This is a genomic window from Bradyrhizobium sp. CCBAU 11386 (genome assembly GCF_028128955.1).
Lineage (GTDB): Bacteria > Pseudomonadota > Alphaproteobacteria > Rhizobiales > Xanthobacteraceae > Bradyrhizobium.
Genome location: NZ_LBKA01000258.1, coordinates 246,774 through 259,344 on the forward strand (window position 1 = coordinate 246,774; position 12,571 = coordinate 259,344).

General features: G+C 64.1%; 12 protein-coding genes. 10 read left to right on the forward strand and 2 right to left on the reverse strand.

Going from position 1 to position 12,571, the window contains the following annotated elements; genetic code table 11:
• Positions 1-201 precede the first annotated feature (201 nt).
• From XI09_RS40480 to XI09_RS40495, 4 genes are all read left to right on the forward strand, one after another.
• The gene (locus XI09_RS40480) at positions 202-432 is read left to right on the forward strand and encodes a hypothetical protein (RefSeq protein ID WP_271571892.1); all 231 of its coding nucleotides are present in this window, start codon (positions 202-204) and stop codon (positions 430-432) included.
• Positions 429-1,859, forward strand: a complete 1,431-nt coding sequence (locus XI09_RS40485; RefSeq protein WP_271571893.1) for a hypothetical protein — start codon at positions 429-431, stop codon at positions 1,857-1,859. Before XI09_RS40480 ends, XI09_RS40485 begins: the two co-directional genes overlap by 4 nt.
• On the forward strand, positions 1,856-3,865 hold the full coding sequence (locus XI09_RS40490; protein ID WP_271571894.1) for a CHAP domain-containing protein: 2,010 nt from the start codon (positions 1,856-1,858) through the stop codon (positions 3,863-3,865). The genes XI09_RS40485 and XI09_RS40490 overlap by 4 nt, the downstream gene beginning before the upstream one ends.
• Before the next feature lie 63 nt (positions 3,866-3,928).
• On the forward strand, positions 3,929-4,789 hold the full coding sequence (locus XI09_RS40495; RefSeq protein ID WP_271571895.1) for a hypothetical protein: 861 nt from the start codon (positions 3,929-3,931) through the stop codon (positions 4,787-4,789).
• A 65-nt stretch (positions 4,790-4,854) separates the two neighbouring features.
• On the opposite strand, the gene XI09_RS40500 is transcribed toward XI09_RS40495, so the two are convergent.
• Positions 4,855-6,078 carry a polyhydroxyalkanoate depolymerase gene (locus XI09_RS40500; protein ID WP_271571896.1) on the reverse strand — a complete coding sequence of 408 codons (1,224 nt, stop codon included), beginning with the start codon at positions 6,076-6,078 and terminating at the stop codon, positions 4,855-4,857.
• Between the two features lie 181 nt (positions 6,079-6,259).
• On the opposite strand from XI09_RS40500, the gene XI09_RS40505 reads away from it, so the two are divergent.
• Positions 6,260-6,916, forward strand: coding sequence for a glutathione S-transferase family protein (locus XI09_RS40505; protein WP_271571897.1), 657 nt, complete (start codon positions 6,260-6,262; stop codon positions 6,914-6,916).
• Between the two features lie 280 nt (positions 6,917-7,196).
• On the opposite strand, the gene XI09_RS40510 is transcribed toward XI09_RS40505, so the two are convergent.
• Entirely contained in the window at positions 7,197-7,421 is a 225-nt protein-coding gene (locus tag XI09_RS40510; RefSeq protein ID WP_011089440.1) for a hypothetical protein, read from the reverse strand.
• A 196-nt stretch (positions 7,422-7,617) separates the two neighbouring features.
• On the opposite strand from XI09_RS40510, the gene XI09_RS40515 reads away from it, so the two are divergent.
• The 5 genes from XI09_RS40515 (at position 7,618) to XI09_RS40535 (ending at position 12,563) form a co-directional block, all read left to right on the forward strand.
• Positions 7,618-7,971, forward strand: a complete 354-nt coding sequence (locus XI09_RS40515) for a hypothetical protein (RefSeq protein WP_271571898.1) — start codon at positions 7,618-7,620, stop codon at positions 7,969-7,971.
• Positions 7,972-8,187: 216 nt separating this feature from the next.
• The gene (locus tag XI09_RS40520) at positions 8,188-9,021 is read left to right on the forward strand and encodes an AraC family transcriptional regulator (protein WP_271571899.1); all 834 of its coding nucleotides are present in this window, start codon (positions 8,188-8,190) and stop codon (positions 9,019-9,021) included.
• A 244-nt stretch (positions 9,022-9,265) separates the two neighbouring features.
• Positions 9,266-10,192: an SMP-30/gluconolactonase/LRE family protein gene (locus XI09_RS40525; protein WP_092185038.1), complete on the forward strand. Its 927-nt coding sequence runs from the start codon at positions 9,266-9,268 to the stop codon at positions 10,190-10,192.
• Between the two features lie 116 nt (positions 10,193-10,308).
• Positions 10,309-10,902, forward strand: a complete 594-nt coding sequence (locus tag XI09_RS40530; protein ID WP_271571900.1) for a GNAT family N-acetyltransferase — start codon at positions 10,309-10,311, stop codon at positions 10,900-10,902.
• A gap of 14 nt (positions 10,903-10,916) precedes the next feature.
• On the forward strand, positions 10,917-12,563 hold the full coding sequence (locus XI09_RS40535; protein ID WP_271571901.1) for a GMC family oxidoreductase: 1,647 nt from the start codon (positions 10,917-10,919) through the stop codon (positions 12,561-12,563).
• Positions 12,564-12,571: the final 8 nt, after the last annotated feature.

Below are 12,571 nucleotides of genomic sequence, written 5' to 3' on the forward strand. Positions count from 1 at the left end.
CGTCTGAAATCGTCGTACCAGGAGGATCTTCGGTCCGCCGATGATCCCGGCCGGCGGCGCGCGTGCGCCTGCGCGGCGCCTATGCCGTGATCCTGCCGTGATCGGCGCCGGAGCGATTGCCGATCCGCCCGAGAACGGGCGGCGACCGTTGCGGGACGATTGCGCGATTCTGTCGTGGATCAGACGTGCGAGGGTCCTCGCATGAGCTTGCAATCACGATGGCTGGATCAGGTCTTCATCTTGCGTTTCTGGCGGGAGGATGCCGACGGCGAACACGGGCGCTGGCGCGTGCTCGTCCGCAACATCAACAGCCGGCGCGGTGAGGTTGTCGATGACGTTCAGCGCGCATTTGCGGTCGTCACGTCCAGTTTGAATGACGCCGTCGGCGGGGACCTGCGCGCGGATCCAATGACAGACGAGCAGCCAAAATGAAGCTGAGAGCAGGATTGTCCCGTTGCTTCTCGATCACGAGCCACGCCGCTTGTCGGCGATTGACGCTTGCGCTGCTGCTGTCGGTCACGACGGTCTGGCTGGCGGGCTGCGATCCGGCGCTGGAGCAGAAGTATTACAAGGAAGGCATCGGCACCGAGATTGCCAGGCCCGATATCGCCACGGTGACCGCGCTTCAGGATCTGTATCTGTCGGAACTCTGCCGCCAGACCGGAATGGTCCCCATGGTGGACGGCTCCTGTAGCCCGGTCGGCGTGACGCCGAATTGGGGCGTCGTCGTCGAAGCAGGCATGAACGACATCGACGCGCGGTGCGACGCTTATCTCGCATGGCTCGACGACAAGCGGCGTACGCAGGAGCCGATCCTGAGCGAGATCAACGCGTTGCAAACAACCTCGCAGGCCCTGATGCGCGTGGCCGGGGTCGGCGCGGATCCGATCACGATGGTCGGGCTGGCATTCGGCCTCGCCTCGAACACGTTCACCAACATCCGCTCGCGCCTGCTGCTGGAAGCCAACCATTCCACGGTGCAGTCGATCGTGCTGTCGCGGCAGAAGGAATATCGCGACGGCCTGATGAAGCAACGCGTGGTGACGCGCGCCGAGGCCGTGTACGCCCTGCGCTCCTATTTGCGCATCTGCATGCCGATGACGATCGAGATGCAGATCAACACGACGATCGCGATCTACGAGCAGGCCGGCGTCGCCGGCATCGCGATCAAGCGCGACAACCCGCTGATCGATCCGCGAACGGTGACCAGGAACGCTCCGGTCGCTGCGATCACCTCCGGCCAGAAGATCGTCCACATCGATCGTCCCGTGCCGGGTCCGATTCCCGGCCTTGCGGACATAGCGGCCAAGGAGAATCCGGAGCTCCGCGGTCAGAGCGACCTCAATCAGCTGCAAAGCGCATTATGCGCGCAGGCGGACAACGGCGCGGTCGGTGCATTGACGAAGGCCGAAATCGGAATTTTCAAGATCGCGACCTATGTCCTCCCGGGCGACGCTCGTCGAGAAGGCAAGCAACTGAGTCCGGATGAAATACGCAAACTCAAGACGTCCGGAGAGTGTCCGGATACGGCGATGAACTATTACGAGAAGGTCTACTACAAGCCGAACGCACAAGCGAAGTTCGGTGCGCTGGGGAGCAATCTCGACAGGTTCATTCCCGAAAATCCGGTGGGTACACCAACGGCCCTCACAAAGCCTGTGAGGGAAAAGATCGCGCTCGCACGCCAGAAGCTCGGCAAAACGGTAAGTCTGAGAGACTATGGGATCAACGTGTCGGATCAGCTGACCCGCGACTTCGACGAAGCGCTGGCTGCCGCTGTAGCGCCGCCGGCACCAGCCCAGACGCCAGCGCCGGCACCAGCCCAGACACCAGCGCCGACACCGGGGCAGACAAGATGAAGCTCATTATTCTCAACATGACGGACTTCTTCAAGGCGCCTGGTGGCGAGAGGCTCACCCGGCTGCTCCCGGGCGATCCCGTCACGTCGACCGGGAACGAGAGCGGTCTGCTCATAGAAGTGATCCTCGAGAGCGAGGACAAAGGCTGGGTCGCCAGGTCGGACTGTGGCCCCGATACGAGTGCTCGACCTGTCGCCGTTCCCGCGTTCTTCGTCGACACGTGCATCGGAGTCGAACGCGCGTTCAACGAACTTGCGTCAACAGCACCTTGGTACGTTGCTGCCGATTTCCTGATCGCGCGGGCTCTGCTCGAAACCAAGATCGTGAATGTCGGTCCATCCCCGGGAACGGATACGGTTGGCCCGCTGCTGGTATCGTCGAAGGAATGGCAGCGCTTTCTTGCCGGTGCGGACAAATCGTTGCAGGTCACTCGCCAGCCGGATGCCTTCGACAACTGGCTCACTCAAATCTACGCCGCCGGCTTCACCATGTCAGCGGATGCCAAGGCGATCAGCGAGGCCGTGCAAAAAGCCAAGGGCGGCACGGAGAAGGATCCCTTCATTCCGGGCTATCTGAACGTGCTGCACGCCTACTACACCAATCCGGAAACGGCCGCGGCGCTGCTCGGCGCCGTGGACGACGATGCGGGTCGCACCAGGCCGGTCTCGGATTTCTTCAAGGGTATCGATGGCGCGCAGTCGACGCAGATCTTCGCCAACCGCGGCAGCTTCTTCGGAACTGCGCTGCAACCGAAGACGGTTGCCGAACTGTTCACCTCGACCGGTGCTGCGCTCGATCAGGCGCTGAAGGACGCGTTCAGTCTCATCAAGCAGTTCGTTCCGGAGGCCATTCCCGAGATCAAGCAGGCCGAAGCGCCCTGGTTCGACATCGCGTTGCAGGAGGAAGCCAAGCACATTTCCGAGGCCGACAATTCCGACGTGATCACGAAGGACTATTTTGCAGCCACCAGTCTCGGCCCGCAGAGCAAGATGGCGCCCTGGTGCGCGGCGTTCGTCGCCTATTGCATGCAGAAGTCGGGAAGCCCGGAGGCCGCAGCCTCGATTCCGGCCACGGACTCGGCGCTGGCCGTGACCTGGGCCGGCCGGGGACAGGGCCTGCCGGTGCGGACGGATGTCGTTCCGCAAGGCGCGGTCGTCGTGATGCAGCCCTCGCCGGGGGTTGACGGCAGCGGACATGTGGGCTTCTGCGTCCAGTTTCTCGACAACGGCAACAGCATCCAGCTGCTCGGCGGCAACCAGAGCGACCGGGTGCAGCGCTCGACCTTTCCGGCGTCGCGCATTAACACGATCCGCTGGCTCGATCTCCAGCCAAGCAATGTCCGGACCGGCTTCGACTCCGCTCCCGCGGATCCCAACAATCCCAAGAACCAGATCTCGCAGAAGGCGATCGATCTCATCGTGTTCTTCGAAGTCTCGAGTCCGGCGTTTTACGAGAAGAAGTATCGCAAGCCGACATGGCCGGGGGGGCGATCCGGCGTCACCATCGGCATCGGGTACGATGTCGGCTATGCGGATGGGCATCTGGTCAACGACTGGACCGGCAAGATTCCCGGCCCGATGATCCAGGCGCTGGGGCAAGCCGTGGGTGTCCGGGGATCTGCGGCATCGGCATTGGCCCGGCAGCTGGGAGCGGTCGTTGATGTTCCCTTGACCGCAGCGATGTCCGTCTTCCAGGACCGCGACATTCCGCGCTGGGTCAAGAAGGTCCAGGACGCGCTGCCCAATTGCAACCTGCTCGACAGGGACTGCCTCGGCGCCCTGGTCTCGCTCGCCTATAACCGCGGAGCGTCGTTCTCGCTCGCCGGCGCCCGCTATGCGGAGATGCGCGATATCAAGACGCATATGACGAACCGGGAGTTCCGGCTGATCCCGGACGACATCCGCCACATGAAGCGGCTTTGGCCCACCGTGCCCGGCCTCCAGACACGGCGCGAGAAGGAAGCCCAGCTGTTCGAACAGGGCCTTGCCAACATGCCGATTGCGTAGCGGCGCCCATAACTCTGAACAATCATTTGCGAGGCGATCATGGAGTTGGATTGGAAGAAGAGATTGACGAGAGTCATCATCGTGACGGCCGTCATATTACTCGTGGTCGCCTGTTTGGGCGTTGCCGCAAGTCTGTTCACCGGCAAGGGCCCGCCGGAGGTGATGCTGCCGCTTTTGATCATCAGCGGCGTCATGATGCTGCTGGTCACGCTCGCGCTGACGGCCTTCGTGTTCTCCGGCGTCGATCTCACGGACAGGACGCAAGCGCTCGGCCTGCCGGAAGGCTCGGTTCGTTCCGTGATCGCCCTCAGCCTCGTGTTGCTGTTCGCGATCCTGGCGGTCTTCCTGTACAGCAGCATGTCGTCTCGCGGAAAGATATTCGAGGCGAAGGGGTTGACCAAGGAGGCGAGCACGGACCTGAGGGACCGCTTGCTGCCTGGGCAATTCGTGTTCGAACAGCCGATCACCGACACCGCCGGCAAGACGACCTTCACGGTTCAATACCGGGACACACAGAATCCGGCGAGCGACGATTTTGCAAAACAGCTTCTGGCGATCATCGGCACGCTGGTGACGGCGGTCTCCAGCTTCTATTTCGGGTCGCGAACGGCGTTTGCGAGCCAATCGGGTTCGGACAAGCCGGGCGGAACACCCGTGATCCGGTCGATCAATCCGTCCAAGGTGGTCCGCGGTGTGCTGACCCAGCTGGAGATCACCGGCGACGGGCTCGACACGGTCAAGGAGGTGAAGGCCGTTTCCAATGAGCGTCAGGTGATCGCGACGGACGTCACGTCGAGCGCCAGCGGCGTGAAATGTTCGCTCGCCATGGACCTCAGTGCACCAACCGGTGCGTGGGACATCGTGGTCTCGGACGGAAGCGGCAAGACGGCGAAGCTCGCCGGCGGCCTTTTTGTCGAGAGCTAGTTCCGGGTGGAGGTGCCGAATCTTCGCTGCGGGTTTTCGCGCGCGGTGCAAGATCGCAGCGCGTCTCACGAATTGACGTGGACGAAATCGCGCAGCAGCGGATAGATCTCGTTGTTCCAGCGCTTGCCGGAGAACACGCCGTAATGGCCGACGCCGGCCTGCATGTGGTGCACCCGGCGATAGGCGCGCACGCCGGTGCAGAGGTCTTGCGCGGCGAGCGTCTGGCCGATCGAGCAGATGTCGTCCTTCTCGCCCTCGACGGTCATCAGCCCCATGCGGCTGACGGCCTTGGTGTTCACCGGCCGTCCCCGATGCATCAGCTTGCCCTGCGGCAGCAGATGCTCCTGGAACACGTCGCGCACGGTCTCGATGTAGAATTCGGCCGGCAGATCCATCACCGCGAAATATTCGTCGTAGAAGGTCTTGATGGTCGCCGCCTTCTCCTTCTCGCCCTTGGCGATGTGGTTGGCGAGATCCATGTGCTGCTTGATGTGCCGCTCGAGGTTCATCGAGACGAAGGCGGTGAGCTGGACGAAGCCGGGATAGACCTTGCGCAGCGCGCCGCGGCATTGCACCGGCACGTAGTTGATCAGGTTCTGCTCGAACCAGTCGATCGGCCTGCTCTTGGCGAACTCGTTGACCCGGGTCGGCTGGATCCGTGTGTCGATCGGGCCTGCCATCAGCGTCAGCGTCGCCGGCCGCGAGGGATGGTTGCCCTCGCACATGACGGCGGCCGCCGCGAGCGCCGAGACCGACGGCTGGCAGATCGCCACCATATGCGGGCGCGGGCCGAGCTGGCCCAGAAAATCGATGAGGTGATCGGTGTAGTCGTCGAGCCCGAAGCGGCCTTCGCTGCGGGGAATGTCGCGCGGATTGTGCCAGTCGGTGATGTAGACGTCGTGATCCTGGAGCAGCGTCTTCACGGTGCCGCGCAGCAGCGTCGCGAAATGGCCGGACATCGGCGCCACCAGCAGCATGCGCGGCTGCTCGGGCACGTCGTGCTTCCTGAAGTGCAGCAGCGAGCCGAACGGGGTCGCGTAGGCGATCTCCTCGGTGACGGCGACCTCGCGGTTGCCCACCATGACGCTGTCGATGCCATAGGCCGGGCGGTTATAGGTGAGCGTGGAGCGCGAGATCAGCTCCAGCGCCGCCGAAAGCCGGCCGACGACCTGGTCCGATAGGCCCTGCGGCACCAGGTTGAGGAATTTGAGCGCAGACGAGGCGCCCGCCCGCCACGGCGCCGTCAGGTCCATCTGGTTCTGAAAGGCTTGATAATACATCGACATCATACTGAACTGCCCACCTGTCCCATGTTGCCATGCAATATCGAAGCCAGACTTGAGTCAAATCGCCCGGAAAACTGGCACATCGCTTGCTCTTCAAGCGGGGTGTACACATGGGAAGCACAGGTAGTGGGCACGTCCGCGGGCCGGGCGGCGTGCCGGTCTCAGGCGTGAGGGAAGGGGCCATATGGCGAAAGCGACACTGACCATCAGCAGCAAGAACTACTCGTCCTGGTCGCTGCGTGGCTGGCTGCTGACGAAATTTTCCGGGCTCGATTTCGAGGAGATCGTCACCGCGCCCGACGACGCCTCCGCGCGCGCCGAAATTCTCTTGCTGTCGTCGTCGATCCTGGTGCCGTGCCTGCGGCACGAGGGCGCCACCGTCTGGGACACGCTGGCGATCGCCGAATACCTCAACGAGGTGATGCCGGACGCCGGCCTGTTGCCGGATGACCGCGTCCAGCGCGCCCATTGCCGCTCGATCTGCGGCGAAATCCATTCCGGCTTCACCACGCTGCGCGCCTCGCTGCCGGTCAATCTGAAGGGGCACTTCCCCGGCTTCAAGATCTGGTCGCGCGCGCAGGCCGACATCGACCGCGTCTGGTTCATCTGGCGCGACTGCCTGGAGAAGTCGGGCGGCCCGTTCCTGTTCGGCGAGAGGCGCACCATGGCGGATGCGATGTACGCGCCCGTGGTGACACGCTTCGTGACCTATGACGTCAAGCTCGAGCCGAGGCTGAAGGCCTATGCCGATACCATCATGGCGATGCCCGAGATGGTGGAATGGATCGCGGCGGCGAAGGAAGAGCCGGCCGAGATCGAGGAGCTCGAGGTCGAATATTAGGCAGGCCCGGCTCGGCCCTGCCTGTTTCGGGGGCGGGGACCGCCTGGGGCCGTGGTGCGAGCCACGCCCTGTCCATCGTTAACCTTTGGCGCCGGCTCGACGCCCGAACCTGCCCGCCGGTCTCGCAGATATTGTGCGCGAGAACAGACCCGCATCGACATCTAGCCGTGAACAGGCGTGGACAAGGCTTTACGGCTGATTCGGACGCGATTCGTTCGAACCGCGTTCCGAAGGTTAAGGCGGAGCGCGGCCCCGTTGCATTTTGGAACAAAAGCCGCCGTCAGGCGACGCCGGAGTGCTTCACGCGTGGCAGGCGCCAGCCGATCACGGTCGCTTCGACCGCGATGCCGGCCTCGTGGTTCTGCCAGCGTCCCTCGACATAGCGGCAGGCGAACGGCAGCTGATACGTTCCGCTGTGATCCTCGCACAGCACTTCGACCGGCAAGCCAGGTGGCGGCTCTCCAGCGCCGTCGAATTCCGCCAGACGTCTATCGCGCGTTGCCATTCCAAAAATCTCCCCTAATCAAAGCCGCGGAAAGAGCGCCCATTTCTCCCGCGCGCGGTTCACTGCTCCCTGTCCCAAGGATCGTCCAAAGGGAACAGGCCAAGCTCAACGCGAGAATGCGGTACGAGTGTGGTAGCGTCCGGCGGCTGTGCGCAAAAAGCGCACATTGCCGTGATCGATTTGACGAGGAACCTGCATGCCGTTTCGAAGCGCCAGCGTTTGTGTCGTGATGTTGCTGCTCGCGACGCTGGCGATCGCGCCGCTCCGCGCGCAGGACGTGCCCGGCATCGAGATCTGCACCGTCGAGAAGACCATGGAGCGGCGCACGAGCTGCCTCCAGAGCAACGTCGATTTCCTCCAGAAGACGATCACCAAGCTCAACCTCGATCACCAGCAGAAGCTGGATGCCGCCAATCGCCAGATCGACGCGTTGAAGACGAGTCTTGCCGGCTTGCAGAAGACGCTCGGCGATCTCCAGGCCGCGCAGACGAAGATCGCGGAGGAATTGAAGAAGAAGCAGGACGCGCCGCCGGCCAAGGACGCGAAGTAGGGTGGGCAAAGCGACTTGTCCGCCGTAGCTCGAAGAGCGAAGGCGGAAGCGTGCCCACCATGCCGCGCGACGAGCGCGATCGATGGTGGGCACGGCGCAAGTGCGCCTTTGCCCACCCTACGGATCGCATCCGGGGCACGAGAGCAATCCCGATCAAGCGAAGCCCGCGGCGTTCCGTGCATCATGGCCGCGCTTCGAACGAGAGCCCGAACCACCATGAATCCAGCCCAGCGCGCGCTCTGGTATATCGAGAGCCATCTGGCCGAGCCGATGACGCTCGACGAGATCGCCGCGATATCAGGCGTGTCGCGGTTCCACATCGTGCGTGCGTTCGCCGCAGCCACCGGCCTGCCGGTGATGCGCTACGTGCGCGCGCGGCGGCTGACCGAGGCGGCGCGCAGCCTTGCGAACGGCGCGCCGGACATTCTGTCGCTGGCACTGGAGGCGGATTACGGCTCGCACGAAGCATTCACCCGCGCGTTCCGCGACCAGTTTGGCACCACACCCGAAGCGGTGCGGGCCGCGACGTGCACCGGCCATCTCAAGCTTCAGGAGCCGATCCCCATGGACTCCACCCTATCAGACACGCTCGCCCCGCCGCGTTTCGAGACCGCAAAGGCCTTCCTCGTCGCCGGCATCAGTGAACGCATCTCCTGCGACAACGGCGCGATCATCCCGGGGATGTGGCACCGCTTCCACCAGGAGGTCGCAGACATTCCGGCGCGTGTCGGCAACGTCGCCTATGGTGTCTGCTGCAACGGCGACGATGCCGGCAATTTCGACTACATCGCCGGTGTCGAAGTCAGCGATTATTCCGACCTGCCGCGCCGCTTCGGCCGCATCCGCATCCCCGAGCAGCGCTATGCGGTGTTCACCCACACCGACCACGTCGCCTCGATCCGGCGCACCGTCAACACGATCTGGAATCAGTGGCTGCCGGCCTCCGGCTTGAAGGCCGCAGACGCGCCGAACTTCGAGCGCTACGACGAAAAATTCGATCCCGCGACCGGCAATGGCGGCTTCGAGATATGGCTGCCGGTGCGGCAGTAGAATGATCCGGACCCGAAGGCCGCGTTAGCGCAAAGCGCGAAGCGGTTTTCCGAAAAGATCGCGCTCAAACGACAACGCAAGGCGCGGTGCCCCTCATCGCGCCTTGCGGCGCAACGCTGGCATACCGTCCCGCTTGCTTGGCAAGTCCCGGTGACTTTGTCATAACCGCGGGCAAATCTTGCGTGTGGGGGCCCGTGCCGGACATCCCGTGCAAGCCATAACAAGCAGCCGGGAGGGTCTCGAAATGTCCGACGTCCGCGTTCTCGCCACCGACCTCGAATTTCCCGAAGGGCCGGTCGTGATGCCGGACGGCTCGGTGGTCCTGGTGGAGATCCGCGGCCAGCGCCTGACCCGCGTCCATCCCGACGGCCGCAAGGAGATCGTCGCCAAGGTGCCAGGCGGACCGAATGGCGCGGCCCTCGGCCCCGACGGCAAGATCTACATCTGCAACAATGGCGGCTTCTCCTGGATTCCGACCGGTAAGATGATCATGCCGGGTCCGCAGCCGGACGGCTATCTCGGCGGCTCGATCCAGCGCGTCGATCTGCAATCGGGCAAGGTCGAGACCGTCGTGACCAAATGCGGCGAGCACGATCTGCGCGGACCGAACGATCTGGTGTTCGACAGGCACGGCGGCCTCTGGTTCTCCGATCTCGGCAAGCGTCGCGCCCGCGAGATGGACGTCGGCGGCATGTACTACCTCAAGCCCGGCATGACCGAGATCGTGGAGGTCGTGCACGGCGTGCTGCCGGCCAACGGCATCGGGCTCTCGCCGGACGAAAACACGGTCTACATCGCGGAAACGCCGACGGGGCGGCTCTGGGCCTACGAGCTCTCCGCCCCCGGCACGCTCAAGCCGCGCGAGCCGATCTATCGCGGCGAACGGGGCAAGCCGATCTGCGGCCTCGGCGGCTACCAGATGTTCGACTCGCTCGCGGTGGAGGCGAACGGCAATGTCTGTGTCGCCACCCTCGTCTCCGGCTGCATCTCGGTGATCGCGCCGGATGGGACCCTCGTCGAGCAGGTCCCGACCGGCGACCGCGTCACCACCAACATCGCCTTCGGCGGCCCCGGGCTGAAGACCGCCTACATCACGCTGTCAGGCAAGGGCGAGCTGATCGCCATGGACTGGCCGCGCGGCGGTTTGCCTCTCAATTTCCTAAACAAGTAAACGGTGCTAGTGACCGTCATTGCGAGCGGAGCGAAGCAATCCAGGAATGTGTCCGCGGTGACAGTCTGGATTGCTTCGTCGCTTCGCTCCTCGCAATGACGTAAGGAGAGACTACAATGCCCTGGCCTGATCCCATCACCCTGCGTGGACAGCACGCCCGTCTCGAGCCGCTGTCGCATCAGCATATCGAGGGGCTGGTGGAGGCCGTGAAGGACGGCGAGCTCTCAAAACTCTGGTACACCGCGATTCCCCTGCCTGAGAACATGGGCAAGGAGATCGACCGCCGCCTGGCCTTGCAGGCCGCGGGCTCGATGCTGCCGTTCACCGTGTTCGACGCCGGCGGCAACATCGTCGGCATGACGACCTACATGAACATCGATGCCACCAATCGCCGCGTCGAGATCGGCTCGACCTGGTATGGCAAGAGCGCGCAGCGCGGGCCGCTCAACACGCAGTGCAAGCTCTTGCTGCTCCGGCATGCCTTCGAGACGCTGAACTGCATCGCGGTCGAATTCCGCACGCACTTCTTCAACCACCAGAGCCGCCGCGCCATCGAGCGCCTGGGCGCCAAGCAGGACGGTGTCTTGCGCAGCCACCAGGTCGCGCCGAACGGCACGCTGCGCGACACCGTCGTCTACAGCATCACCGCCGCCGAATGGCCGACGGTGCAGGCGCATCTCGAATTTCAACTCAACGACAAGCCGCGCTGAGCGGCCGAGGCACCATGGACAGATTTGATTATGTGATCGTCGGCGCGGGTTCGGCTGGCTGCGTGCTTGCCAATCGGCTCAGCGAAGATCCCAACACCAGCGTCTGCGTGCTGGAGGCCGGGCCCAGCGACTGGCACCCGTACATCCATCTGCCGGCGGGTTTCATCAAGACCTTCCACATGAAGAGCATCAACTGGGCCTACCAGCAGGAGCCGGGGCCTTACACCGGCGGGCGCAGCATCTACGCGCCGCGCGGCAAGACGCTCGGCGGCTCGTCCTCGATCAACGGCCACATCTACAATCGCGGCCAGCGCATGGATTTCGACACCTGGGCGCAGATGGGCAATCGCGGCTGGGGCTATGCCGACGTGCTGCCTTACTTCAAGCGGCTGGAGAAGCGGGTCGGTGAGGGCGAGGACACCTATCGTGGACGCGACGGCAACCTCATCGTCACCACCATGGACTGGCGCGATCCGCTCTGCGAGGCCTTCATGGAGGGTGCGGTCTCGCTCGGCATTCCGCGCAACCCCGACTACAACGGCGCGAAGCAGGAAGGCGTCTCCTACTGCCAGCGCACCATCAACAACGGCCTGCGCGTCTCCGGCTCGACCGCGTTCCTCAAGCCCGCGATGAAACGGCCCAACGTGCATGTGCACACCCACGCGCACGCGACCGAGATCATCTTCGAGGGCAAGCGCGCCGTCGGCGTACGCTACACCAAGGGCGGCCGCGGCGGCACGCCGGTGGAGGTGCGCGCCAACAAGGAAGTCATCCTGTCCGGCGGCACCTATAATTCGCCGCAGCTGCTCCAGCTCTCCGGCATCGGCTCGCCGGATCTGCTGGCCGCGCACGGCATCGCGGTGCGTCACGCGCTGCCGGTCGGCGAAGGCCTCCAGGATCATTACGCGCCGCGCACGGTGGCGCGCGTCAAGGACATCAAGACCATCAACGAGCTTCGCCGCGGTCTCTCGCTGTGGATCGAGGCGCTGAAATGGGCCACGACGCGCCGCGGCCTGCTCTCGCTGTCGCCGACCATGGTCTATTGCTTCTGGCATTCCGGCGAGAGCGCCGAGAGCTCCGACCTGCAGCTCACCTTCACCCCCGCAAGCTACAAGGAAGGCGTGCAGGGCCAGCTCGAGGACGAGCCCGGCATGACTGTGGCCTCCTGGCAGCAGCGCCCCGAAAGCCGCGGCTATGTCCGCATCCGCTCGGCTGATCCGTTTGCGCCGCCGATCATCCAGACCAACTATCTCGACGCCGAACTCGACCGCCGCGTCATCGTCGGTGGCATGAAGCTCGCGCGGCGCCTCTTGAAGTCCGCGCCGCTGTCGCCCTATTACGCCTACGAGGATTTCCCCGGTCCGAACATCAATACCGACGACGAGTTCTTGGCCGCCGCCACCGAACGCGGCACCACCACCTTCCACCCCGGCTGCACCTGCCGCATGGGCCCGGCGGACAGCACGTGGGCGGTGGTCGACGACCAGCTTCGTGTCCACGGGTTGGAGGGGCTGCGCGTGATCGATGCTTCGGTGATGCCGCGCATGATCTCGGCGAACCTCAACGCCTCGACCATGATGATCGCGGATCGTGCCTCGGATCTGATCCGCGGCAAGCTGCCGATGGAAGCCGCGCGCGTGCCGGATGCGGCGGTGGCGTGAGGGTGAGC

What these genes read in the sequence shown, in the direction of transcription:
- XI09_RS40480 (WP_271571892.1), top strand. Translation starts at nt 202, where the DNA reads ATGAGCTTGCAATCACGATGGCTGGATCAGGTCTTCATCTTGCGTTTC.
- XI09_RS40485 (WP_271571893.1), top strand. Translation starts at nt 429, where the DNA reads ATGAAGCTGAGAGCAGGATTGTCCCGTTGCTTCTCGATCACGAGCCAC.
- XI09_RS40490 (WP_271571894.1), top strand. Translation starts at nt 1,856, where the DNA reads ATGAAGCTCATTATTCTCAACATGACGGACTTCTTCAAGGCGCCTGGT.
- XI09_RS40500 (WP_271571896.1), bottom strand. Translation starts at nt 6,078, where the DNA reads ATGATGTCGATGTATTATCAAGCCTTTCAGAACCAGATGGACCTGACG.
- XI09_RS40505 (WP_271571897.1), top strand. Translation starts at nt 6,260, where the DNA reads ATGGCGAAAGCGACACTGACCATCAGCAGCAAGAACTACTCGTCCTGG.
- XI09_RS40510 (WP_011089440.1), bottom strand. Translation starts at nt 7,421, where the DNA reads ATGGCAACGCGCGATAGACGTCTGGCGGAATTCGACGGCGCTGGAGAG.
- XI09_RS40515 (WP_271571898.1), top strand. Translation starts at nt 7,618, where the DNA reads ATGCCGTTTCGAAGCGCCAGCGTTTGTGTCGTGATGTTGCTGCTCGCG.
- XI09_RS40520 (WP_271571899.1), top strand. Translation starts at nt 8,188, where the DNA reads ATGAATCCAGCCCAGCGCGCGCTCTGGTATATCGAGAGCCATCTGGCC.
- XI09_RS40525 (WP_092185038.1), top strand. Translation starts at nt 9,266, where the DNA reads ATGTCCGACGTCCGCGTTCTCGCCACCGACCTCGAATTTCCCGAAGGG.
- XI09_RS40530 (WP_271571900.1), top strand. Translation starts at nt 10,309, where the DNA reads ATGCCCTGGCCTGATCCCATCACCCTGCGTGGACAGCACGCCCGTCTC.
- XI09_RS40535 (WP_271571901.1), top strand. Translation starts at nt 10,917, where the DNA reads ATGGACAGATTTGATTATGTGATCGTCGGCGCGGGTTCGGCTGGCTGC.